This is a genomic window from Trichormus sp. NMC-1, assembly GCF_001858025.1.
Lineage (GTDB): Bacteria > Cyanobacteriota > Cyanobacteriia > Cyanobacteriales > Nostocaceae > Anabaena.
This window is the reverse complement of record NZ_LZQD01000007.1, coordinates 231,082-253,257: the sequence shown is the minus strand read 5'-3', so window position 1 is coordinate 253,257 and position 22,176 is coordinate 231,082. Positions and strand designations below refer to the sequence as shown.

Here is a 22,176-nt window from a genome sequence, read left to right as displayed (position 1 = left end):
GTCACTCTGCGTTTAAAATGGTTCTTACCAGAGTTAAAAATGCTAAAGAGTTAAATTCACCTTTTCCTCTAATATGATTAAACAAAGAAAGTTTACCAACGGATTTATCTCCGATTAAATTGTCGTAGGGATCAAGTTTAATGTGAATTTGTTTGTCGGCTTTTTGGTAGCGCGAGAAGTGAAGTAAAGTCAAATATTGCAAGATATCATCTTTTAATGAACCATCAAAAATCAGTCCTTTATGGATATCTTCATCGTCAAGAATTCCTTGATAAATGTTTAACAGTGTTGCATAAGAAATTACACCTCTATAATATCTTTCTTCGTCTTTACCTACTTTAATTCCATTAAATAAGTTGAAAAATACAACGGATTTCTTACTAGGATCTTCGAGTAAATTTGTTAGTTCTACTGTGTCTTGAATATACAAAGAACTTGGTTCAGTACCTTTATCTTTATCTTCCAATCTAACCGCATAATATTTATCAAAAAACATGGGATAGATTTTGATATCATGATATTCAGATTTTAACCCTTTAATCACATCTCTTGACATGAAGAAAAGTCCATCATCATCTTCTGTCTGTGTCATGTGTAATGTGCTAGTAAAAGGTGCTTTCGCAATATAGACAATGTGTTTGTATCCCAATTGGTAAAGTTCAGTCACTTTATCAATAATTACGCTAGGATTTGTATACATTTCTTTCTGGTTATAGTTGTCAGAAAAAGTTGTAGGTAACTGAAATTTAACTACTCCATTTTTCGTGTTTACACCTATAATTTCTCCCATTAAATTGGAGATTTTTGCCGAACCACTCCACCCTCGATCACTTTCACGACTAGAGACAATAATAATCGCTAGTTTGTCTAATTGGGGAGATTTTGAGGAACTATTGAAACTAAATTTTTTAGGTAAAACAGAGTACAAAGAACTCATGGTATTAGGAATTTTAAACCCTAATTCTCTAATGTCAAATCCTTGGTAATTAGCGCGATGTGTTTCATTGAATAAATGAGATAAAACAGCAGATAAAGAAACTATAAATTTTTCTATCGGTGCATCATCATCTTTACCGTGCAGATGTAATCTGAGAATGGGAATAAATAATCTTGTCTGCTTGTCTAATAAAATTTTAAGACATATATAAGCAAGCAACCCGTAAGTAAATTTATAAACAAAAGCTTGATGAGGTTCTAGTTTTTTCTCTTCTAAACGATAGGGAAATAATAAAAGTTGCCGATTTTTGAAATGTTGACTGTAAATATTTAAACATCTTTTATCATTTAAAGGTGCAAAAACTACTGGTAATGTACGAATAGCAGTTAAATCATATTCCATGCTAAAGGTTTCTTGATCATCTTTAGCAAAAAAGTGAATGTCGTTGATAGTAACTTTAGCTGGTAGGGTACAAAGGGAATTTGTTTCTGTATTTGGTTTTCCCAAAGATATGTATTTTAGAACTTCCTTGGGATTTCTTCTGACAACAGGTTTAAAAAATGTATTGTTATTAAAAATAGTCTGGGTATCTTCTTCAAGAATCCCGTTTTTTACAGAAATATGTACAGGATAATCTCTTGTGGGAAAGGAAGTTTTACGCTTGAGGAGATTTTGCAGCACACTCTTGAGACGATTGATTTTAAAATGAACATTAAACTCAGTAAAATCTTCAAGAATTCTCCGAAATAAGTCCTGTTTTGCTATATCATCAGACCCTTTCAGTATTGATATTACTCCTTGTTCAAATTCTGTAATAGGATCATATTTTAATTCATCATTCAGGTTGTAGTCCTTTCTTTTTGGATCTTGACAAGACGCAAATAAAAAATAGTACAAAAACGCTATTCTTAATACCTCTTTTGCAAATGATTCTTGCTGTAAAGGATCTGCAAGTGCATCTTTATGTTCTTTGCTATCTGGATTCAGGATATTGAAACGATAATCAAAAACGCTTTTACCGCCATCAGTATGAACTTTACCATCAAACTTCAATTTTAGTCCAAATACAAATTGAATTTCTCCCCGATTTTCATCTTTTGTTTCTCCCAAAAAACCTTCTACTATAGGAATAATTGGCAGCTTATCAAATGCTTCACCAAGGGAAAAAGCATCTTTGTAATTAACTTCAGCACCTGCATAACTGACGAGGTAATCACCATCAGCTTTATTGCTATCGTTGATATATTCTTCTATAAGTCTTAGTCTTCTAATTAAATCTTCTAAGTATATACCACCTGGTATAGCACCTGCTGAATTGAGATTGCTACTATTAGTGTTAATATTTTCTAGCAGAAACTCTAAATAATTTATCTGTGCTTGTTTTTTGAGTTTTCCTAATGTTTCTTTATTGACAACATCCCGCAACCGGAAAAGGTCAGAATTTTGATCTTTTTCTAAATCTTCAAGAATGTATTCTAAGTCTTGTTTTTCTTCAGCATTTACACCCGCAAATTCCACCCGAATATGATGTTCTAAACCCTTTCGTAATTCTGCCTCAAAATCACGGGTTTTCTGGACAGAAATAGTTAGTTTATGAACTTTTAGCAATTCTCTATTTTCAGGATTCTTTCTATTAAATGTTAACCGTTGTTTTTGCAAATTATCATAAGGAAGAAAAGGATAGGTAAAGTCTAATTTAGCTGTTTTTCCTTTGAATGTTTGTAAATCTGTAATTAATTTACTCACAAATTCTTCGATTGATGCACTATTTCCTAATGATGATGTTAATAATTTCTGGACACAATCTTTAATTGCATGAATTTGAGTCCGAAAATTTTGTTCAGAACCTGGACTAATATTTACAGTAGCAGAACGGACGCTATTTGTAGATGCTCCCAAGGGATTTTCTACCTGTAAATTAGCAACTTCAGTTGCTACCTGATCAATATTGATTCTTAACCGCTTATTATCATCAGAAAGTTTAAATATTTGTTGATTCGGTTTCTGTAAAACTAATAAAATTTTTGTTAATAAATCAGTATAATCCACATTGGCTAAGTCTGGATTTATTGTTATTTTATTCATTTGCACCCTTAATTGTTGTCTTTAAAATCACATTATAAAAATAATAATGCTTTACGTCTTGACAAGTCAATACAGAATAAAAATAAAGATACCCGACTTCTTAGAGAAATCGGGTATTTGTTACACCAAAGCTGCCACTTTCCCCAACAAACCCTGAAACAAACGCAAACCATCGCTATTACCTAACGCAGAATCTGCTGCTCTTTCTGGATGTGGCATCATTCCCAAAACATTGCCTTGAAGATTACAAATCCCTGCAATGCTGTTTAATGAACCGTTGGGATTTTCCCCTTGGTAACGAAATAGAACTTGTCCGTTATCTTCAATTTCTGCTAAAGTCTTTTTATCAGCATAAAATCGCCCTTCCCCGTGAGCAATGGGTAAAGTGATAATTTCACCCTCTGCATAACCTTGAGTCCAAGGTAAATTATTACGCTCAACTTTCAACGGAGAGCGATCGCAAATAAAATGCAAATCTTGATTTCTCGCTAATACCCCAGGTAATAAACCAGCTTCAGTTAATACCTGAAACCCATTACAAATACCGAGGACAAATTTACCTTTTTGTGCGTGTTCAATCACCTGTGGCATCACCGGAGAAAACCGAGCGATCGCACCACAACGTAAATAATCCCCGTAACTAAAGCCACCGGGGACAATCACCACATCTATATCACCAATATCAGTCTCTTGATGCCATACCATGCGCGTTGGCTGTCCTAGCAAGTCTCTAGTGACATAAGCCACATCGCGATCGCAGTTAGACCCTGGAAAAACTAAAACACCGAATTTCATAATTAGTCATTAGTCATTAGTCATTGGTCATTAGTCATTGGTGATTGGTAATAGTTATTTCCTATACACCAATCACCCATTACCCATTACCTACTTTAGAACACTCCCGTTTGTGATTCGACTTCAATCAACTCAAAGCGGTAATTTTCAATCACCGGATTTGCTAACATTTGGTCACACATTTGATTTAGGTCATGACGCGCTTTAGTCTCCTCAGGAGAAATGATGGTGACTTCCATATACTTGCCAATACGCACCTGCTCAACATTATCGTATCCCAGTTGCTTGAGGCCAGATTGTACAGCCACACCAGCAGGATCTAAGACTGAAGGCCGAAGCGTCACGAAAATTTTAGCTAAATATTTTCTTTGCACAGGTCTTTTTGCTGAATGCTGCGATCGCTATACTATAACTTTACTGTTCCAACTGGGTGAAAATATAATCACAAACTAGTTATACCAAACAGATGCTAATTTGAAATAGTCATCCATGATACCAAATTTTTATAATTCCCCATTCAAAATCTAAAATCTAAAATTGCTATGAGAGCCATACGCACCCGCAGTCAAGAGCGAATTTTAACTCTGTTAAAAAACATTAAACAAGGAATTTCCGCCCAAGACCTTTACATAGAACTACGGAACCGCAGTCAGAGCATGGGTTTAGCAACAGTTTATCGCTCACTGGAAGCCCTCAAACTAGAAGGACAGGTTCAGGTGCGAACATTGGCTAATGGAGAAGCCCTCTACAGCCTCACCCAGCAAGACAAACATCACCTAACTTGCTTACAATGTGGACTTTCCATACCCATTCATCAATGTCCCGTCCATGAACTAGAAACAGAATTAAAAGCCAGCCATAAATTCAAAGTTTTTTATCACACCTTAGAATTTTTCGGCTTGTGTAACCAATGTCAAGTCAATAGTCAATAGTCATTGGTCATTAAGTTATTCTTAATTTTCTCCGCGTCTCCCCCTCTCCCCCTCTCCGCGTCTGCCCTAATTATAAGTATTTAACCGAACACGCTATCACTGAGGGTTTGAGCCAGTAGAAACATCAGACACAACAGAACGTATCCCCTCTAAAGCAGCGGGAATAGTGCGAGGATCTATAAAAATCACCTTACTACTATCGCTTTTACCAATAGCTGTCCCCATATCCAGATAACCCAAAGCAAACAGAACTTCCACAGCCTTCTTAGCTTCAGGGTTAGTTTTAATTTTTTGGGAAATAATTTCTGCTGATTCTGCAATAGCTTGCGCCCTCAAAACCTGTTGTTGACGTTCAGCTTGCGCCTTTAAAACGATCGCTTTTTGTTCAGCTTCAGCTTGCAAAATTACTGATTTTTGTCGAGCTTCAGCATCCAGAAGTTGAGCATCAGCCTTACCCCTAGCACTATTAACAGCAGATTCTCTATCGCCCTCAGAAGTAAGAATTGATGCCCGTTTCCGTCGTTCAGCCGACATTTGCAATTCCATTGCTTCCCGCACCGCCTGAGAAGGGATAATATCCCTCAACTCAACCCTTGTCACCTTCACACCCCAAGGATCAGTAGAAACATCCAAATCCTGTAACAACAGCTCATTAATTTGAGAACGGGCAGTAAAAGTTTGGTCTAACTCCAATTGTCCCATTTCCGAGCGAATTTGAGTTAACACCAAATTAACCATCGCCGACTGCAAATTTTCCACCTTATACCAGGCTTTTTCCATATCCACAATCCGCCAGTAAACCACAGCATCCACCTCAATCCCCACATTGTCGCGGGTAATGCACTTTTGGGGAGGAATATCTAAGACTTTTTCGCGGATAGTTTCTCGGTAGACAACTTTATCAAGGAAAGGCAGAACAAAATTTAGCCCTGGTTGCATTTTCTTGTTATAACTACCTAATCTTTCCACCAAAGCTTCATTTCCCTGATTGACAACACGCACAGATCCGGCAACAGCAGAACCACCAAGCGCCAAAAAGACAAGTAAAAAAAACTGTTCCATAATAATTCTCCTAATTGCGGAGTCTAGATTTTACAAAACCAATCACCACAGACTAAGAATGCAAAATATTTTCTGGCATCACAATTAAAGTAGTCCCTTCCCTTCTCACCACATAAACACTTTGATGAGGTGGTACACACAGTTTGTCATCATCACACCTAGCCCGCCAAGAATTACCCTCGTATAAAACCCTTCCTGTTTGTCCCACAGGAATTTCTGTTAAAGTTTCTGCAATGACTGCATCCTGAATTTTCGACTTACGCCGTCGTGGTTGCAAAAATCGCCGCGAAAGTAAAATCAGCATTGTGGAAAGCAACAGCCAAACTGCGACTTGCAGCCAGACACTTCCCAAACCGAGTTGAGACAGTAGCGCCACTACAAAAGCGCTAATTCCCATCATGAAAGCCACAAAAGCCGATGGTAAAAATAGTTCCATTAAACACAGAACCGATCCTGCCAGCAGCCAGATTAAGGTAAAAATTGGCATAGCGCCATCCTAGACACTACATTACATTCAGCTAAATATAGGAATCCGGTTTGGTTTCTGAATTTACTCGTAGAGGTAGGGAACAGGGAACAGGGAACAGAGAAGAAGGAATCAAGGTATACGGAGTTCTGTTCAAAATTCAAATAGGAGTCCTATATATTTCTGTGATTAGATACAGTCATACCCTGATGAATTACGGAAAATAAAACTTGGTATTTTTAACAGGCAATTTTTGATTAAATTGATTAATAAGGTGTAGCCTGGCGTACACAAACCGAGTTTATTATAATCTGCCAGTCATTGACAGCTAAACTTAATCGAAATTCACAAGTTAATTCATTCTTTATAATTTATACATTATGATTTCTACTCAACAGATCATTCATTGCCCAAATCCAGACTGTCATCAACCGATTAATTCTGTCGGAGATAAGTTTTGTGTCAGTTGCCAGACTCCCCTAATTTACCGCTATCTTTGGGCGACTGGCGCAGAAGCAGCGAAAATGTTACCAGGGAGATTGATAGCAGATAGGTATGAAGTAATTACACAGCAGATTTGGCTAGATACTCAACCAGCACTACCACCAGAAGTACCGTCAGAATTGCCAAAAACAGTTATTCCTTACCTAAAGTTATATCAACAGCAGTTACACATCCCCCAACCCTATGGATTTACTAGTTTCTTAGATGCTGGTGACATCTTACTGCTAGAAAATGCGCCCATAGATGAAATGGGAAATCTCTACCCAACTATTACCGCAGCTTGGGAACAAGCAAAAGCAGTCAGACAAGTTTACTGGCTATGGCAAATGTTCCAACTGTGGACACCATTATCAGAATTGGGAGTAGCCCAAAGTTTGCTCATAGCAGATAACTTACTTGTTCAAGGTTGGTGTGTAAAGTTGTTAGAACTTCACCCCACAACAGAGACAATCAGCTTACAGGATTTGGGTCAGTTCTGGCAGCCTTGGGTAGCAGGGGCAAAAACAGAAATTGCCCAACGTTTAGGCAACATAATCGAGCAAATGTGCCAAAAAGAGGCAGAATTCACAGCCATAGCCACCCAACTCAATCAATTATTACTAATATCAGCATCTGAGTTGCCCTTAATGCTAACAGTCGCAGGGGTGACAGATTCAGGGGTAGTCATGAGACATAACGAAGACACTTGTTACCCCAGTCACTCTGAAGAATTAAATGACTATTTATACCCACATTTATCAATTGTTTGTGATGGTATTGGTGGACATGAAGGCGGCGAAGTTGCCAGTAAATTAGCAGTGCAGTCTCTGAAGTTGCAAATTCGCGCCTTGCTAAAAGATGTCGCCGAACAAACAGAATTTGTCCCCCCAGACTTGTTGCAGCAGCAATTAGCTGCCAGCTTGCGGGTAGTGAATAACATGATTTGGTCACGCAATGACGAACAAAACCGCCAAGGTAGAGAACGCATGGCAACGACTTTAGTTATGGCTGTACAACTACCACAAAAAGTAGTTACAACGGCTGGCTGGGAGTCAGAAAATGCCCATGAACTTTACTTAGCGACTGTTGGTGATAGTCGTGCTTACTGGATAACTCCCAACTATTGCCAATTACTGACAATAGACGATGATATGGCCACAAGGGAAGTATGTTTTGGGCAGAGTCTGTATCGCCAAGCAATTCAAGCACCTAATGCCAATGCCCTTACCCAAGCATTAGGCACAAAAGAAGCGGAATTTCTCAACTTTGCCATCAAGCGCTTGATCTTGGAAGAAGACGGGATTTTGTTGCTGTGTTCAGATGGTTTAAGTGATCATAACTGGGTGGAAAAATCTTGGCAAGATTACGCAATTCCACTATTAACAGGTCAACTATCAGTAGCAGATGCTGCCCAGAAATGGGTGAAGCTGGCAAATGAAAAAAATGGTCAAGATAATACATCTGTTGTTGTCACTCTTTGCCGAATCTCTCAAGCCTTTTTAGTGCCGATTACACCTGCACCCTTGGCAATAGAACCTATTGAACCAGAGGAACCAGCAATAACAGTACCAGAACTAGAAGCCCCCACAGTAGAATCATTAGCAGAAAGTTCTCAAACCTTGCTGGATTTAGATTTGACAGAGGAACCTGCCCAAACTCCCGTTAAACAACCAAATCGGGGTAAGCTGGTGGTCATGCTGGTGGGATTCTTCGCTTTGCTGCTAGGAAGTGCCAGTGTGGGTTTATTTGCTTGGTGGCAACTAAATCCTCAATCTTTTAGGCAAACTTGTCAGCAATTTCCCCAAAAAGTACAGCAATTATGTCCAGAACCCAAATAAGGTGATATTTGACCATCGTCCATATGTGGTAAAATCGTCCAAGCGTGAAAAATCAGTAATAGAGTCCGCTCGATGCTGAAAATGACCATCTAACTCTGGATAGCAGCAACAGCCTATCTTGAGGAACAGTTCATTAAGGCAATTTCAGTGACGGATAGCTGTGGAGATGGTTGTGGAACAGCAAAAGTTAAATGTAAGTAATTTTATGAAAGTTGGCGATCGCGTTCGTGTTAAAGAATCGGTAGTAGTTTATCATCATCCTGAGCATCGCGGCCAGGCTTTTGACATCCAAGGTACAGAAGGCGAAATCAGCGCTATTGTTACTCAATGGAACGATAGACCTGTAAGTGCTAACTTTCCACTCTTAGTCCAGTTTAGTAAAAAATTTAAAGCTCATTTACGCGAACAGGAAATAGAAGTTATTTAAATCACTCATTAGCGGCGACGAAACCACCCCATAATATTGAGTTCGCCGCGCATTTTTTCTAAGTCTCGACGATTCTCTGCTGCGGTTGTGTAATACCACTGACAATGATCCTGAAATTCAGAACGTGTCTGAACTTCATGATAAAACTGGTGGGTTGTTTGGTAACTAGCAAAGGTTTCGTCAACTTCCGGCTGAGGTGACGGGACGATATATGGTAGTTCGTTACTCATCTGTAATTGGTAATAATTATAAGTTATAGCAGGAGTCAGGAGGGGCGTATTGCAATACGCCCGTACAGGAGGAGGCAGTGCGGTGGACGGGTTCCTCGACTTGTAGCAACTGCCGTCAACTGCCGTTCAGGAGTAAAATCCTCTTGTAGTGGGAGTTTCATTATCAATTGATATCCTAACCACCCTGTCAACGGCTATATTTAAGTTTGACATCAATTTTTCATAACCAACCCCGTAAGCTATAAATAAAACTGCCAATATATTCTTTTAAGGCGTTGGTAAATTGGTTCAAGTTATTAGAATCTGGTAATAAATTCAGGATAGCGGCTTTGGGAGTGCTGGTGAGTTCTTGCAGTTCACCCCGACTAACCAAAAAGTCAGTAGGTGTAGGAATGACATCAATACCTTGACGCTGAAATATTTTCAGAGATCGCGGCATATGCATGGCAGAAGTTATTAATAATACCTTTTTAATACCCCGATTTTCCAGAATTTTACGGATATTGACAGCATTTTCATAGGTATTGAGAGATAATGGTTCTTGAATTATTACTTCGGCTGGGATACCAATAGATGTGAGGATGGTGGCCATATCTGCTGACTCTGGGGAACCACTACCACGCCAATCAATGCGACCGCCACTTAAGATGATTATAGGCGCTTTTTTTTGCCGATAGAGTTGAGCCGCATAAATAACGCGATCGCCTGGTTCACTTAAATCCACAGTGGGACGAGGCCAAATAGCTGATTTAGTGGCACCACCTAAGACTACAATAGCTTCTGCATTGGGGATTTGGGCAGCAGGGATATTTTGCCATTCTAGCGATCGCACCAGATTTTTAGCCACCCAAGCATTACTGCACAGAAGTAATAAAATTAAAGATAGAGAAATAGCGCTTGCCGCAATTCGTGGACGTTTCCACAACGTTACCAAAGCCACTATCAAGCTGACACTAGCTAATCCCAAAGGGTAAAAAAATAGAGGCAAGAATTTAGAAAGATATAGAAACATAATTCGTAGAGAAGGGAATAGGGAATAGGCAAGAGTTATATATAGCAGGAGTCAGGAGTCAGGAGTCAGGAGTCAGGAGTAAAACCCTTTTGTAGTGGGAGTTTCATTATCAATTGATGTCCTAACTACCCTGTCCACGGCTATAATTAATTTTCTAATGCCCAATGCCCAATGCCCAATTTTACCTTTGCCAAAACCGAAAATTGAAACTTCCAGGAGCGCGACGATAACGGCGGATAGGTTTTCTCTTTTGCTGTTTAGTACTCCTCTCATTGGTTTCTTCAATTTCTTCTTCAGCAAAATCATCTGTCGGCTCAATTTGAGCGTCTTCCTTACTTCTCCACCAAGCAATAATCCAGCCTCCACCGACAGCAGCAAATCCCCCAAATAAGATACTTATCGGGGCGCGATAACCCAATAACAAAAAGCTGAACATGAAAAATAACCAGTATTTCAGTGCAGCATCGATGCCATCATTAGAAGCTACATTGGGCATCGGGGGGTTATTTTCGTTGACAGTGGTGAACCATCCTAAAGCAAAACCACCCATAATACCCACAAAGAGACTCAAGATGAGTGAGGCTCCTGTGAAGGTGGCGATAATGGTTAAAATGAACCCAAAGACTAGTTGAGAAAAGAAGTTTGGCGAAGAAGACAAAATATCGCCTAAGAGATTATTTTTGGGAGCCATATACCAATTGTGGATTTTGGGTTTTAGATTTTGAATTGGGAAAATTATTAAATAAGTTCAGAGGGAACAGGGAACAGGGAACAGGGAATAGGAAAAACTCATGTTTAAAAACATGAGATTGAACTAATGATCGGAGGCGGCTCCGCTCCGGCTCCGCAATGTTTTTTCGTGCCACTCTCCTTCAAAAAACATCTTTTTTTTGACTGAGCTTTAAACTCAGAACTAAAGTTTCTTATCTGTTAAGAGTTCCCTATTCCTTATTCCCTATTCCCTATTCCCTTTTTTAGTAATTGTGCCTCTAGTGGTTGAGTTGTATCCAAAATTTTAATATATGCTTGCTCTTTGTCTGTAAAAGGTTCAGCTTGGTTAAGTTGAGAAACCAACAAATCAGCAGTAGCATCAGCAATATCACCAGTACGGTTAACAAGACGCTCTTGTAGTACTTCTAGGGGTGCTGTACATTGGATAATCTGTAGAGGTAATTGATGTTGTTGTGTTTGCGCTATGACATCTTGGCGTAAATGCTGACGGTCATACTTGGCATCTAAAATCACAGTCCAGCCTTGATTAGCCAGTGTAATTCCCAATGTCAACAACCGTTCATAAGTCTTCTGTGTCATCTCAGGTGTATAGATTTCATCACCACCACGTTCTAGCAGCGGAATTCCCGCCAAATGTTTCCGCACCGCATCAGAACGCAAGTGAACTGCTCCCAATTTCCGTGCCAAATATCTAGCTGTGGTACTTTTACCAGAACCTGATAAACCCGACATCAAAATCAGTTGTCCTTGTTTGGGTTTAGTATATTCCCAAGCTTGGCGATAATATGCAGATGCTGTGTTTGCAGCTTCATCCTTGACAGTCGCAGGTACACTAGGATCATCTAATAAAAACGAAGTCACCTTAGCCCTGACATAAGCTTGACGACTTAAATACAAAGGTAACACCTGCAAACCTTCCCAATCTCCAGTTTGCTCTACATAAGCATTCAAGAAGGCATTTCCCAAGTCTTTACGGCCTCGCGCTTCAATATCCATCACCGTAAATGCTACATCATACATAACATCAACAAAGCGGAACGGCTCATTAAACTCAATGCAGTCAAACAACAGTATTTTGTCATTCCACAGAGCAATATTTCTGAGGTGTAAATCTCCATGACATTCACGAATGTAGTTATTGGCAATTCTACTGCTAAATAATTCTGGATATTGAGCAAAAAAGTTATCTGTATATTTTTTTGTTTGCTCAAACTGTTCTTGTGTCTGAGGTTTACCAATATACTTTTCAGTTTGACCGTAATTTTCATCAATTGCTAACCGCACTTTTGGCACTTCTCCAAAGCTGCGAATATAATCATTACTCTCTGCTTTGGAATGATATTCAGCTACCACTCGTCCCAAATTTTCTAAGTTGCTTTCATTTAACTTACCCTCAGCAAACAGTTCGCTAAATAGAGACTCTTGAGGAAACTGGCGCATTTTGACTGTATATTCGACAGTTTCTCCTGTTCCATCTAAATGGTATTGTTCTCCTGCTAAAGTTATAGGTAAAACTTCCAAGTACAATTCACCTGCTCCCCGCTGATTTAAACGGAACTCTTCCTGACAAAAATGCTGGCGTTTTTCTCTAGTAGAGAAGTCTAAAAAGCCAAAATTTACAGGTTTTTTGAGTTTATAAACATAATCGCCCGTTAGCAATACATAAGAAACATGAGTTTGAATGAGTTGAATTGGTTCTGTCACCGCATGGGGATAAAATCCTGGCTGTAACATTTGCTGAATTAATGCCGGAAGAGTTGTTTGTGTCATAAGTAGTCATGCAAAATAAATTTCATATTGAGCAGAGGGAATAGGGAATAGGGAATAGACAAGGAATACAGCGATTTCTGTTTTGTCAAAAAATGTGCAATTAATTTTGCTCAGGTACTTAGGTTTTTGGATTTTTAAACGCAGATAAGTACTTAAGCAAAAATATTTAGACTGTCAAGAGTCATCTGTCCCCTGTCCCCTGTCCCCTGTCCCCTGCTATATCATCTGTGGCCATATTTGGCTCTGATATTAAGGCGCTTAACAAAAAAAACCAGGATTAAACCCCTGGTTTTATCAGTAATTATTACAAACTTCAAGTGATATGAAATAAAAAATTTACACTTGTTTTAGTTTTTAGCAGCAAAAAAACTTAGGTGATAGGTTGTACCTTTAGCGGGGTGAATCTGAACTTCACGAAGCACAGTTTTACCACTCCACTCCAGTTCAGGAATATCAAGTTGAATTTCTGTCTTGTTAGGAATAGCTTGTTTGAGCAGGCGTTCAACGACTTTAGCATTAACTACTAGAGAAATTGATTCAGCACCTTTGTGACCGTACAAATTTGCTGGTATTAACCCTGAACGGCGCAAAGCGTTGGGCTTGCTACCTTCTGGGCGCTTTTGAGATTCGACTGTAATTGCCATAGTAATTGTGAGTTGTGAGTTGTGAGTTGTGAGTTGTGAGTTGACCGAAGAGGACGCGGAGACTGGGAGACGCACAGACGCGGAGAGTTGCCTGTGTCCGACGCTCGACGCAAATGGTTTCAAGCCCCCGACTACAGTCGTGGAGAAGAAAAAAGACATTCCTTGCTGGAATCCCCTGGCTTTAGACATGGGGTGTAAGAGTGTCCCCGTGTCCCCTCGTCCCCGCGTCCCCGCGTCTTCTTCAATTGCGCTATGCACTCAGTAGAGAGACGGGTGTACCATCTGGCTGTAACAGACCGCGTTTTGGTCCGTGGATGGGGTCTTCTACAATTATGGTTTGATCTCGACTTGCTCCCAAGGAGACAATCGCAATCGGGACTTCCATTAATTCGGCTAAGAATTTCAGATAGTCCAGTGCTTGCTGTGGTAAATCTTCCAGCTGACGACAGTGACTTGTTGACACTTGCCATCCTGGTAAGGTTTTGTAGATGGGACGACAACGGGCGAATTGACGGGCGTTAGTGGGGAAGTGTTCGCAACGTTCACCATCAATCTCATAAGCTACACAAACATTGATTTCCTCTAGTTCATCGAGAACATCAAGTTTAGTAATTGCTATACAATCCATACCGTTAATGCGGACTGCATAGCGACCAATGACAGCATCAAACCAACCACAGCGACGTTTACGCCCTGTTGTTGTGCCAAATTCTGCACCGCGATCGCACAACAATTCCCCAATTTCGCCATCTAGTTCCGTTGGGAATGGACCTTCGCCTACTCTTGTAGTGTAGGCTTTCGATACCCCAATCACCCGATCTATCATTGTCGGGCCTAGTCCACTGCCAACGCAAGCCCCCCCAGCAACTGGGTTTGAGGATGTGACGTAGGGATAAGTTCCGTGATCTAGGTCAAGCAATGTACCTTGTGCGCCTTCAAACAAAATATTCCGTCGTCGTAAAACCGCATCATATATTTTCAACGATGTATCGACGACGAAAGGACGCAAGCGTTCTGCATAACCTAAATACTCCTCAATCACCACTTGTGGATCTAAGGGCGGCAGATTATACAGCTTTTCTAAAATGACGTTTTTATAATTAATCGTCCACTCTAACTGGTCACGTAATTCATCTGGGTTCATCAAATCCAAAACCCTGATGCCTATCCGCTCAGATTTGTCAGCGTAGGTGGGGCCAATTCCTCTACCAGTCGTGCCGATTTTATGACTTCCCCGTCGTTCTTCCGATGCCTGGTCAATCAACCTATGGTAAGGCATGGTAACGTGAGCCGTCTGAGATATGAGCAGATTAGCAGTGGAAATATTGAGTTTTTCTAGTTGTTCGAGTTCTTTTATCAAAACCTGTGGATCTATCACTGTCCCACAGCCGATAATACACTCAGTATCTGGATACAAAATACCAGAGGGAATTAAGTGCAGCTTAAATGTCTGACCTTGGACTACGATTGTGTGTCCAGCGTTAACTCCCCCTTGGTAACGTACCACCACATCTGCGGAGCGGCTGAGTAAGTCAGTTATTTTACCTTTTCCTTCATCGCCCCACTGGGCACCTATGACAATGACGTTAGCCAAGAGATTATATTAAAGGGTAAAGTTTCCACAAATTACAATTATTAACAGATTCTTGATCTTTTGTCAAGAAACTCAAATCAATTCAAAATTCAGAAAAACTTTTCCCTGTTCCCTGTTCCCTGTTCCCTGTTCTTTATGAAAAAAATCCGAATTTTTGATCACCTTGGTGTTGACTACCAAAATCCCCGCTGGTGGTTTGATGTATTAATTATTGCCATGATTTACTATATTGTCTCTTGGCTAGTATTGAAAAAAATGTCTGTTCCTGCTTTTGGTACTCCTGTTTGGCCAGCTACAGGTTTTGCTATTGGCTTTTTGTTGCTGTGGGGGCGCGCGCGTTGGTTTGGAGTTTTTTTAGGAGCAATGTTAGCTAATTCTATCGGCATTAAAACTATAATTTTAGCTTTTATTGGCGGTATTGGTACTACTATTGGCTCACTAATTTCTGTAACGCTAATACTGCTATTAACTCGAACCAATTATCCTCTTAATCAAGTTAAAAATGTAGTCATTTTCTCTCTTTGTAGTTTGTTTACTGGCACTATTTTTCAAGCTTTATTAGGAGCAATTACAGTTTGTTTAGGTGGTTATGAACCTTGGCATAAATATTTAGAAATTTCCTTGGGTTGGTGGGTTGGTGATTCTATAGGAATTTTATTATTTGCTCCACTTGTCTTAAATTTAGCTAAAAAGATACCTGCTGTTGAAGTGAAATATTGGCTAAACCGGGAAATATTAGTAACAGTCATTACTTTATCTATAGTTAGTTATTTTACTTTTATTCAACCAAAACCATTAGAGTATTTACTATTACCGCCATTGTTTTGGTCTGCTTTTCGCTTTGGTCGCAAAATTACTACTATATTGGTAGTAATTATTTCGACACTAGCTGCTGTTGCCACTGGTTATCGCTTAGGAGTATTTTATGACGCGGCTTTAAAGAATCATTCAATTTTGTTATTACAATTGTTTATAGGTGTAATATCTGTGACTACTATGGTTATGTTAGCTATTGTCACAGAAAACCATCAATATAGGTTAAATCTGAAAACAGCCAATGCCGAGCTAGAACAAAGAGTTTTTGAACGTACTAGAGATTTACAAGAAAGTGAAGCTAAAGCACAGGAACTAGCTACAAAAGCCGAAGCAGCGAACCAGGCCAAAAGCGCGTTTATTGCCAATATGAGCCATGAATTGCGATCGCCTCTCAATGCAGTTATTGGGTTTTCGCAATTGATGTTACGGGCTAATAATCTCCCCCCAGAGCAGTATGAAAATGCCGGGATTATTTATCGTAGCGGTGACTACTTACTAACGCTCATTAATCATATTCTGGATTTATCGAAAATCGAAGCTGGTAAAACAACTCTAAATATACATAACTTTAACTTATATCGCTTGCTGGATGATTTAGAAGATATGTTGCATTTGCGGGCTAGTGATGCCGGCTTAGAACTGATATTCGAGCGTAGTCAAAACGTCCCCAATCATATCTGCACCGATGAAGTAAAACTCCGGCAAGTTTTAATTAATTTACTGAGTAATGCCATCAAATTCACCCCCAATGGAGGATCAATTACTCTGAGTGTAGAAAAAGGGGATGAAGGAACAGAGGATGTTTTTAGCCTCCATTTCTGTCTTCGAGATACTGGTGTGGGTATTGCACCTGCGGAACTGCCAAAACTATTTGATGCTTTTATTCAAGCTCAAGCTGGAAAAGAAATGCAGGAAGGAACGGGTTTAGGTTTAGCAATTAGTCGTAAATTTGTGCTGTTGATGGGAGGGGATATTACCGTTGAAAGTGAATTAGGAAAAGGCACAACTTTTCAATTCTATATTCAGGCGAAATTGGGTCAAGAAACAATCAGCAATAGTACAGAAGGGCGGCAGCGTGTGTTGGCGCTTGCTCCGGGACAGCCTACTTACAAAATTCTCACAGTGGATGATAAGCCTATTAATCGACAGCTTTTGTACAAACTTCTGAGTCCCTTGGGATTTGAGATCAAAGAAGCCAGTAACGGACAAGAAGCCATAACTATTTGGGATGAGTGGGAACCACATTTAATTTGGATGGATATGCGGATGCCTGTCATGGATGGTTACGAGGCTACAAAGCATATTAAATCTACGACAAAAGGCAATGCTACGGCGGTGATAGCTTTAACTGCGAGTGTTTTAGAAGAAGAGAAAGCCATAGTTATTTCTGCTGGTTGTGATGACTTTCTCCGCAAACCTTTTGCCGAACACACAATTTTTGATGCCCTGGCTAAACATCTTGGTGTTAAATATATATTTGCTGAAACTCATTCTGCAAATTTGGAACATATAGAAGAAAAATCTTTAACATCTGATAGTCTAAGTTGTATGGATCAAGAATGGATTAATCAATTATATGAAGCAGCTTTAGAAGCCAATACAAATTTGGTTATAGAATTAATCAAAGAAATTCCCAAAACAGAAACTTTGTTAATTCTATCTTAGTTGCCAGACAATTTGAATTTGAGAAATTAGTTGAGTTCACTGAACCTTTGATAAGTAATAATTAGAAAATATTAAGTTGCCATGTTGAAACTACTCAGATATGTTAGTATTTTTCTGATTACCGTCTGTTTGCTATTTGCTTGTCATGCTTCATCGCCGACCGAATTCAAACGCCTTCCTTTGAAAGTGCAATTTACATCTTTTATTGGAGAGTATCCAGGCATCATTGCTCAAGAAAAAGGATTCTTCAAAGCCCAAGGGGTAGATGTGGAACTATATGCGGATGCCTGTCATGGATGGTTACGAGGCTACTAAGCATATTAAATCTACTACTAAAGGCAATGCTACGGCGGTGATAGCTTTAACTGCGAGTGTTTTAGAAGAAGAGAAAGCCATAGTTCTTTCTGCTGGTTGTGATGACTTTCTCCGCAAACCTTTTGCCGAACACACAATTTTTGATGCCCTGGCTAAACATCTGGGTATCAAATATATATTTGCTGAAAATCATTCTGAAAAATCAGAATTGATAGAAGAAAATACTTTAAGATCTGATAATCTAACTTGTATGCATCAAGAATGGATTAATCAATTATATGAAGCAGCTTTAGAAGCCAATACAAATTTGGTTATAGAATTAATCAAAGAAATTCCCAAAACAGAAACTTTGTTAATTCAATCTTTAAGAAAAGTTGCCAGACAATTTGAATTTGAGAAATTAGTTGAGTTTACTGAACCTTTGATAAATAATGAATAGTCATAACGCCAAAAAATCAAAACAAATCCCCCTGAGATTATTGTTAATTATCCCCTTTGTCTTGCAAATTGTCGGCGCGGTAGGGCTAGTGGGCTATTTGTCTTACCGAACCGGACAGCAGGCGATTGCAAAACTGGCCGAGGAATTGATGACGGAGACGAGTAATCGCATTGAGCAATATCTTGATAGTTATATGGGAAAAGCTCAGGAAATCAACCGCATGAATGTGGAGGCTTTTGAGTCGGGAATCTTGGACTTGAATGATTTTAAGGCTTTGGGTAAATATTTCTATCATCAGGTGCGAGCGTTTAATTTTGCTTATAATAACTTTGGTAGTAAAGAGGGAGGATTTATTGGTAGTGGTTATGAAGAAGATTACAGTTGGGGAATTGTAGAAATTCTTCCACATAGCAATAAAAGATATGGCTATTCAGTAGATGATCAAGGTAATCGTGTCAATTTACGCTACACAATAGAAGATCCAGAGGTAATTAATTCTGCTTGGTACTTAGATGCAGTAAAAGCAGGTAAACCCATTTGGAGTTCTATTTACAATCAGGGAGATGCAGCTACTTTCTTCAGCATTTCAGCCAGCACTCCAGTTTATGACAAACAGAAAAATTTTCTAGGTGTATTTGGTATTGATCTTGAACTTAATAAAATTAGCCAATTTCTGAAAACACTGAATAAACAAAACTCAGGTCACATCTTCATCATAGAGCGATCGGGATTACTGGTTGCGAGTACATCAAATGAATCTCCTGCACCCATTGTCAATCGCAAAGCAACAAGACTGAAAGCCTTGAATAGTCGTGAAATAGTCATTCGTGATTTGACTGGGGAGTTAATAAAACTATTTGGTAGTTTAAAAGCAATTAATAAACCACAATCACTCCGCCCTAATCTTGACCAAAATCCTTTTGTTCGCGTCATTCCCTATCGAGATAAATATGGTTTGGATTGGGTAGTAGTGATGGCCATTCCAGAATCTCAATTCCTGGGAGAAATTCAAGCTAATACCAAGACAACTATTTTACTTTGTCTCTTAACTTTAATTCTCGCTACAGGATTAGGAATTATTACCTCAAATTTGATTGCTAAACCGATTAAGCTATTAAGTCAAGCTAGTAGAGCGATCTCTACTGGTGAACTTAGTCAGGTCGTAGAAATCAAAGGAGTTTCTGAACTAGAAAATTTGGCTGATTCATTTAATAGTATGGCTTTTCAGTTACAAACATCTTTTGAAACTTTAGAAAATCGTGTCCAGGAACGCACCGCAGAATTAGTAATTGCTAAAGAAAAAGCAGAAGTAGCAAATCAAGCTAAAAGTACATTTATTGCCAACATGAGTCATGAATTGCGCTCACCTTTAAATGCTATTCTTGGCTTTTCGCAATTGATGATACGTGCTAAAAATCTCCCCTCCGATCAATATGAAAATGTAGGTATCATTTATCGCAGTGGAGATTATCTACTAACATTAATTAATAATGTTCTGGATTTATCCAAAATAGAAGCAGGTAAAACTACCCTTAATCCTAAAGATTTTGACCTTTATCGCTTGCTAGATGATTTAGAAGATATGCTACATTTACGAGCCAGTAATCAAGGCTTAACTTTAATATTTCAAAGGAGTGAAAATGTCCCCCGTTATATTTGCACTGATGAAGTAAAACTACGACAAGTGTTAATTAATCTAATTAGTAATTCTATCAAATTTACTCAGTCAGGAGGAATTATTTTAACTGTCAATAATAGCAGTGAAGAAATCACAGATATTGTGACTCTTGATTTTCAAGTTCGTGATACAGGAATGGGTATTGCCGCTGCCGAATTACCAAAATTATTTGAGGCTTTTTTGCAAACACAATCTGGGAAAGATTCTCAGGAGGGAACAGGTTTAGGTTTAGCTATCAGTCGGAAATTTGTACAGTTAATGGGAGGAGATATTGCCGTTGAAAGTGAATTAGGAAAAGGGACAACTTTTAAATTTTATATTCAAGCTAAATTAGGTCAAAAAATTAACAGTAATGCTTTAGAAGAACAGCCACAAGTTTTAGGAATTGCACCAGGACAGCCTATATATAAACTATTAACAGTAGATGATAAATCTATTAATCGTCAATTGTTAATTAAGCTTTTAGAACCCTTGGGTTTTGAGATCAAAGAAGCCAGTAACGGACAAGAAGCCATAACTATTTGGGATGAGTGGGAACCGCATTTAATTTGGATGGATATGCGGATGCCTGTCATGGATGGTTACGAGGCTACTAAGCATATTAAATCTACTACTAAAGGCAATGCTACGGCGGTGATAGCTTTAACTGCGAGTGTTTTAGAAGAAGAGAAAGCCATAGTTCTTTCTGCTGGTTGTGATGACTTTCTCCGCAAACCTTTTGCCGAACACACAATTTTTGATGCCCTGGCTAAACATCTTGGTGTTAAATATATATTTGCTGAAACTCATTCTGCAAATTTGGAACATATAGAAGAAAAATCTTTAACATCTGATAGTCTAAGTTGTATGGATCAAGAATGGATTAATCAATTATATGAAGCAGCTTTAGAAGTGGTGAATATTACCGTTTGGATAGCGAAAGTGGTTCTGATGTAGTTATGGCTGACCAATTGTGTGGGCAATTCTACACTCGTTTATTGAGTTTACCAGATATTGTCCCCAGCGATCGCGCCATTTCGGCTTTGACAACTATATATGATGCTTGTTTTCTCAAGTTTCAAAATGGTGAATTCGGTGCTGCTAACGGTGTTCTTCCCAATGGTTTACCAGATACAAATTTGGTTATAGAATTAATCAAAGAAATTCCCAAAACAGAAACTTTGTTAATTCTATCTTTAACAAAACTTGCCCGACAATTTGAATTTGAGAAATTAGTTGAGTTCACTGAACCTTTGATAAGTAATAATTAGAAAATATTAAGTTGCCATGTTGAAACTACTCAGATATGTTAGTATTTTTCTGATTACCGTCTGTTTGCTATTTGCTTGTCATGCTTCATCGCCGACCGAATTCAAACGCCTTCCTTTGAAAGTGCAATTTACATCTTTTATTGGAGAGTATCCAGGCATCATTGCTCAAGAAAAAGGATTCTTCAAAGCCCAAGGGGTAGATGTGGAACTAATTTCTAAACCATACGCCCAATTGGAAAGAGCAAATTTCAGTGCGGGTAAGTATGATGGTACTTCAATCTCCTTGGGAAGTGTTATCATCTTGAGTGCCACAAATCCTGATATACAAGGCGTGCTGGTTATAGATGAATCAACAGGAGCAGATGTAGTAGTCGCCCAACCACAAATAAAAACTGTCGCTGACTTGCAAGGGAAAAAACTAGGTGCAAGTCTAGGTGGTTTTAGCGAACTTTTCGTGACTGAGATGTTGAAAACTGTCAACTTGACCAGCGATAATGTGAAATTGGTTAAATTAGAGGCTTTAGAAATTCCTCAAGGCCTGAAAAATAATGTTATTCAAGCCGGACACACTTGGCAACCCCATCTTTCTGAAGCTATCAAATCAGGGGGACATATCCTATTTACCAGCAAACAAACCCCAGGCTTGATTTTAGATCTGATTGTCTTTCGCAAAGAGATAATTCGCGATCGCCCCGAAGACGTTCGGGCATTTGTGCGAGGATGGCTGCAAGCCGCTGCCTACTGGAGGGCAAATGTTCAGGAAGGAAACGCGATAGTCAGTAAAGCCTTAAAAATTCCTAGTAATACAATCTCCCTGGAGGGAGTAAACCTCACTGATTTAGGTGAAAATCAAAAATTATTTCAATCTAGCAACCCTAACTCCATTTACAAAACTGCCAAAATATATGCAGACTTTTTTATTCGCTCTGGAAACGTGACGCGCATTCCTGAGCTAAAAAGTTTGTTCAATTCTTCGTTTTTGAACTCTCCCTCCTAATTTAAAGCT

Annotated in this window: 18 protein-coding genes and 2 pseudogenes; 9 read left to right on the top strand and 11 right to left on the bottom strand. The window is 39.0% G+C overall.

Going from position 1 to position 22,176, the window contains the following annotated elements; all coding sequences use genetic code 11:
- Position 1: 1 nt before the first annotated feature.
- From A9Y75_RS20850 to purS, 3 genes are all read right to left on the bottom strand, one after another.
- A complete protein-coding gene (locus A9Y75_RS20850; protein ID WP_071191444.1) occupies positions 2–3,022 on the bottom strand; it encodes a hypothetical protein in 3,021 nt (1,006 codons plus the stop codon).
- Between the two features lie 120 nt (positions 3,023–3,142).
- Positions 3,143–3,817 (bottom strand): phosphoribosylformylglycinamidine synthase subunit PurQ, encoded by a 675-nt coding sequence (gene purQ, locus A9Y75_RS20845; protein WP_071191443.1) that lies wholly within the window; start codon positions 3,815–3,817, stop codon positions 3,143–3,145.
- Between the two features lie 95 nt (positions 3,818–3,912).
- Positions 3,913–4,191 carry a phosphoribosylformylglycinamidine synthase subunit PurS gene (gene purS, locus A9Y75_RS20840; RefSeq protein WP_071191442.1) on the bottom strand — a complete coding sequence of 93 codons (279 nt, stop codon included), beginning with the start codon at positions 4,189–4,191 and terminating at the stop codon, positions 3,913–3,915.
- A 168-nt stretch (positions 4,192–4,359) separates the two neighbouring features.
- Between purS and A9Y75_RS20835 the strand changes: the two genes are divergently transcribed.
- A complete protein-coding gene (locus A9Y75_RS20835) occupies positions 4,360–4,749 on the top strand; it encodes a Fur family transcriptional regulator (RefSeq protein ID WP_071191441.1) in 390 nt (129 codons plus the stop codon).
- A 96-nt stretch (positions 4,750–4,845) separates the two neighbouring features.
- On the opposite strand, the gene A9Y75_RS20830 is transcribed toward A9Y75_RS20835, so the two are convergent.
- A complete protein-coding gene (locus A9Y75_RS20830) occupies positions 4,846–5,811 on the bottom strand; it encodes an SPFH domain-containing protein (protein ID WP_071191440.1) in 966 nt (321 codons plus the stop codon).
- Positions 5,812–5,863: 52 nt separating this feature from the next.
- Positions 5,864–6,298, bottom strand: coding sequence for an NfeD family protein (locus tag A9Y75_RS20825; RefSeq protein WP_071191439.1), 435 nt, complete (start codon positions 6,296–6,298; stop codon positions 5,864–5,866).
- A gap of 359 nt (positions 6,299–6,657) precedes the next feature.
- Between A9Y75_RS20825 and A9Y75_RS20820 the strand changes: the two genes are divergently transcribed.
- Together A9Y75_RS20820 and A9Y75_RS20815 are read left to right on the top strand one after the other, a co-directional pair.
- Positions 6,658–8,598 (top strand): protein phosphatase 2C domain-containing protein, encoded by a 1,941-nt coding sequence (locus A9Y75_RS20820; RefSeq protein WP_071191438.1) that lies wholly within the window; start codon positions 6,658–6,660, stop codon positions 8,596–8,598.
- Between the two features lie 154 nt (positions 8,599–8,752).
- Positions 8,753–9,025 (top strand): ferredoxin-thioredoxin reductase variable chain, encoded by a 273-nt coding sequence (locus A9Y75_RS20815; protein ID WP_071191437.1) that lies wholly within the window; start codon positions 8,753–8,755, stop codon positions 9,023–9,025.
- Positions 9,026–9,033: 8 nt separating this feature from the next.
- On the opposite strand, the gene A9Y75_RS20810 is transcribed toward A9Y75_RS20815, so the two are convergent.
- From A9Y75_RS20810 to A9Y75_RS20785, 6 genes are all read right to left on the bottom strand, one after another.
- Positions 9,034–9,255, bottom strand: coding sequence for a hypothetical protein (locus A9Y75_RS20810; RefSeq protein WP_071191436.1), 222 nt, complete (start codon positions 9,253–9,255; stop codon positions 9,034–9,036).
- 220 nt (positions 9,256–9,475) lie between these two features.
- Complete coding sequence (locus A9Y75_RS20805; RefSeq protein ID WP_071191435.1) at positions 9,476–10,267, bottom strand: YdcF family protein; 792 nt, start codon at positions 10,265–10,267, stop codon at positions 9,476–9,478.
- Positions 10,268–10,448: 181 nt separating this feature from the next.
- Positions 10,449–10,958: a hypothetical protein gene (locus A9Y75_RS20800; protein WP_071191434.1), complete on the bottom strand. Its 510-nt coding sequence runs from the start codon at positions 10,956–10,958 to the stop codon at positions 10,449–10,451.
- Positions 10,959–11,215: 257 nt separating this feature from the next.
- On the bottom strand, positions 11,216–12,769 hold the full coding sequence (locus A9Y75_RS20795) for an AAA family ATPase (protein WP_071191433.1): 1,554 nt from the start codon (positions 12,767–12,769) through the stop codon (positions 11,216–11,218).
- A 347-nt stretch (positions 12,770–13,116) separates the two neighbouring features.
- Entirely contained in the window at positions 13,117–13,413 is a 297-nt protein-coding gene (rplY, locus tag A9Y75_RS20790; RefSeq protein WP_071191432.1) for a 50S ribosomal protein L25, read from the bottom strand.
- Positions 13,414–13,663: 250 nt separating this feature from the next.
- Positions 13,664–15,007: an adenylosuccinate synthase gene (locus A9Y75_RS20785; RefSeq protein WP_071191431.1), complete on the bottom strand. Its 1,344-nt coding sequence runs from the start codon at positions 15,005–15,007 to the stop codon at positions 13,664–13,666.
- 135 nt (positions 15,008–15,142) lie between these two features.
- Here A9Y75_RS20785 and A9Y75_RS20780 point away from each other — a divergent pair, with 135 nt between their 5' ends.
- The 6 genes and pseudogenes from A9Y75_RS20780 (at position 15,143) to A9Y75_RS20760 (ending at position 22,167) form a co-directional block, all read left to right on the top strand.
- Entirely contained in the window at positions 15,143–17,488 is a 2,346-nt protein-coding gene (locus tag A9Y75_RS20780) for an MASE1 domain-containing protein (RefSeq protein ID WP_236721487.1), read from the top strand.
- Positions 17,489–17,572: 84 nt separating this feature from the next.
- Positions 17,573–17,803: a hypothetical protein gene (locus A9Y75_RS27850; protein WP_236721486.1), complete on the top strand. Its 231-nt coding sequence runs from the start codon at positions 17,573–17,575 to the stop codon at positions 17,801–17,803.
- Complete coding sequence (locus A9Y75_RS20775) at positions 17,781–18,242, top strand: response regulator (RefSeq protein WP_071191430.1); 462 nt, start codon at positions 17,781–17,783, stop codon at positions 18,240–18,242. Before A9Y75_RS27850 ends, A9Y75_RS20775 begins: the two co-directional genes overlap by 23 nt.
- Positions 18,235–19,011, top strand: a pseudogene (locus tag A9Y75_RS29845) (cache domain-containing protein); the annotation flags it as partial. The gene A9Y75_RS20775 and the pseudogene A9Y75_RS29845, both read left to right, overlap by 8 nt.
- 204 nt (positions 19,012–19,215) lie before the next feature.
- A pseudogene (locus tag A9Y75_RS29840) lies at positions 19,216–21,032 on the top strand (ATP-binding protein); the annotation flags it as partial.
- A 154-nt stretch (positions 21,033–21,186) separates the two neighbouring features.
- On the top strand, positions 21,187–22,167 hold the full coding sequence (locus tag A9Y75_RS20760; RefSeq protein ID WP_071191428.1) for an ABC transporter substrate-binding protein: 981 nt from the start codon (positions 21,187–21,189) through the stop codon (positions 22,165–22,167).
- Positions 22,168–22,176 lie beyond the last annotated feature (9 nt).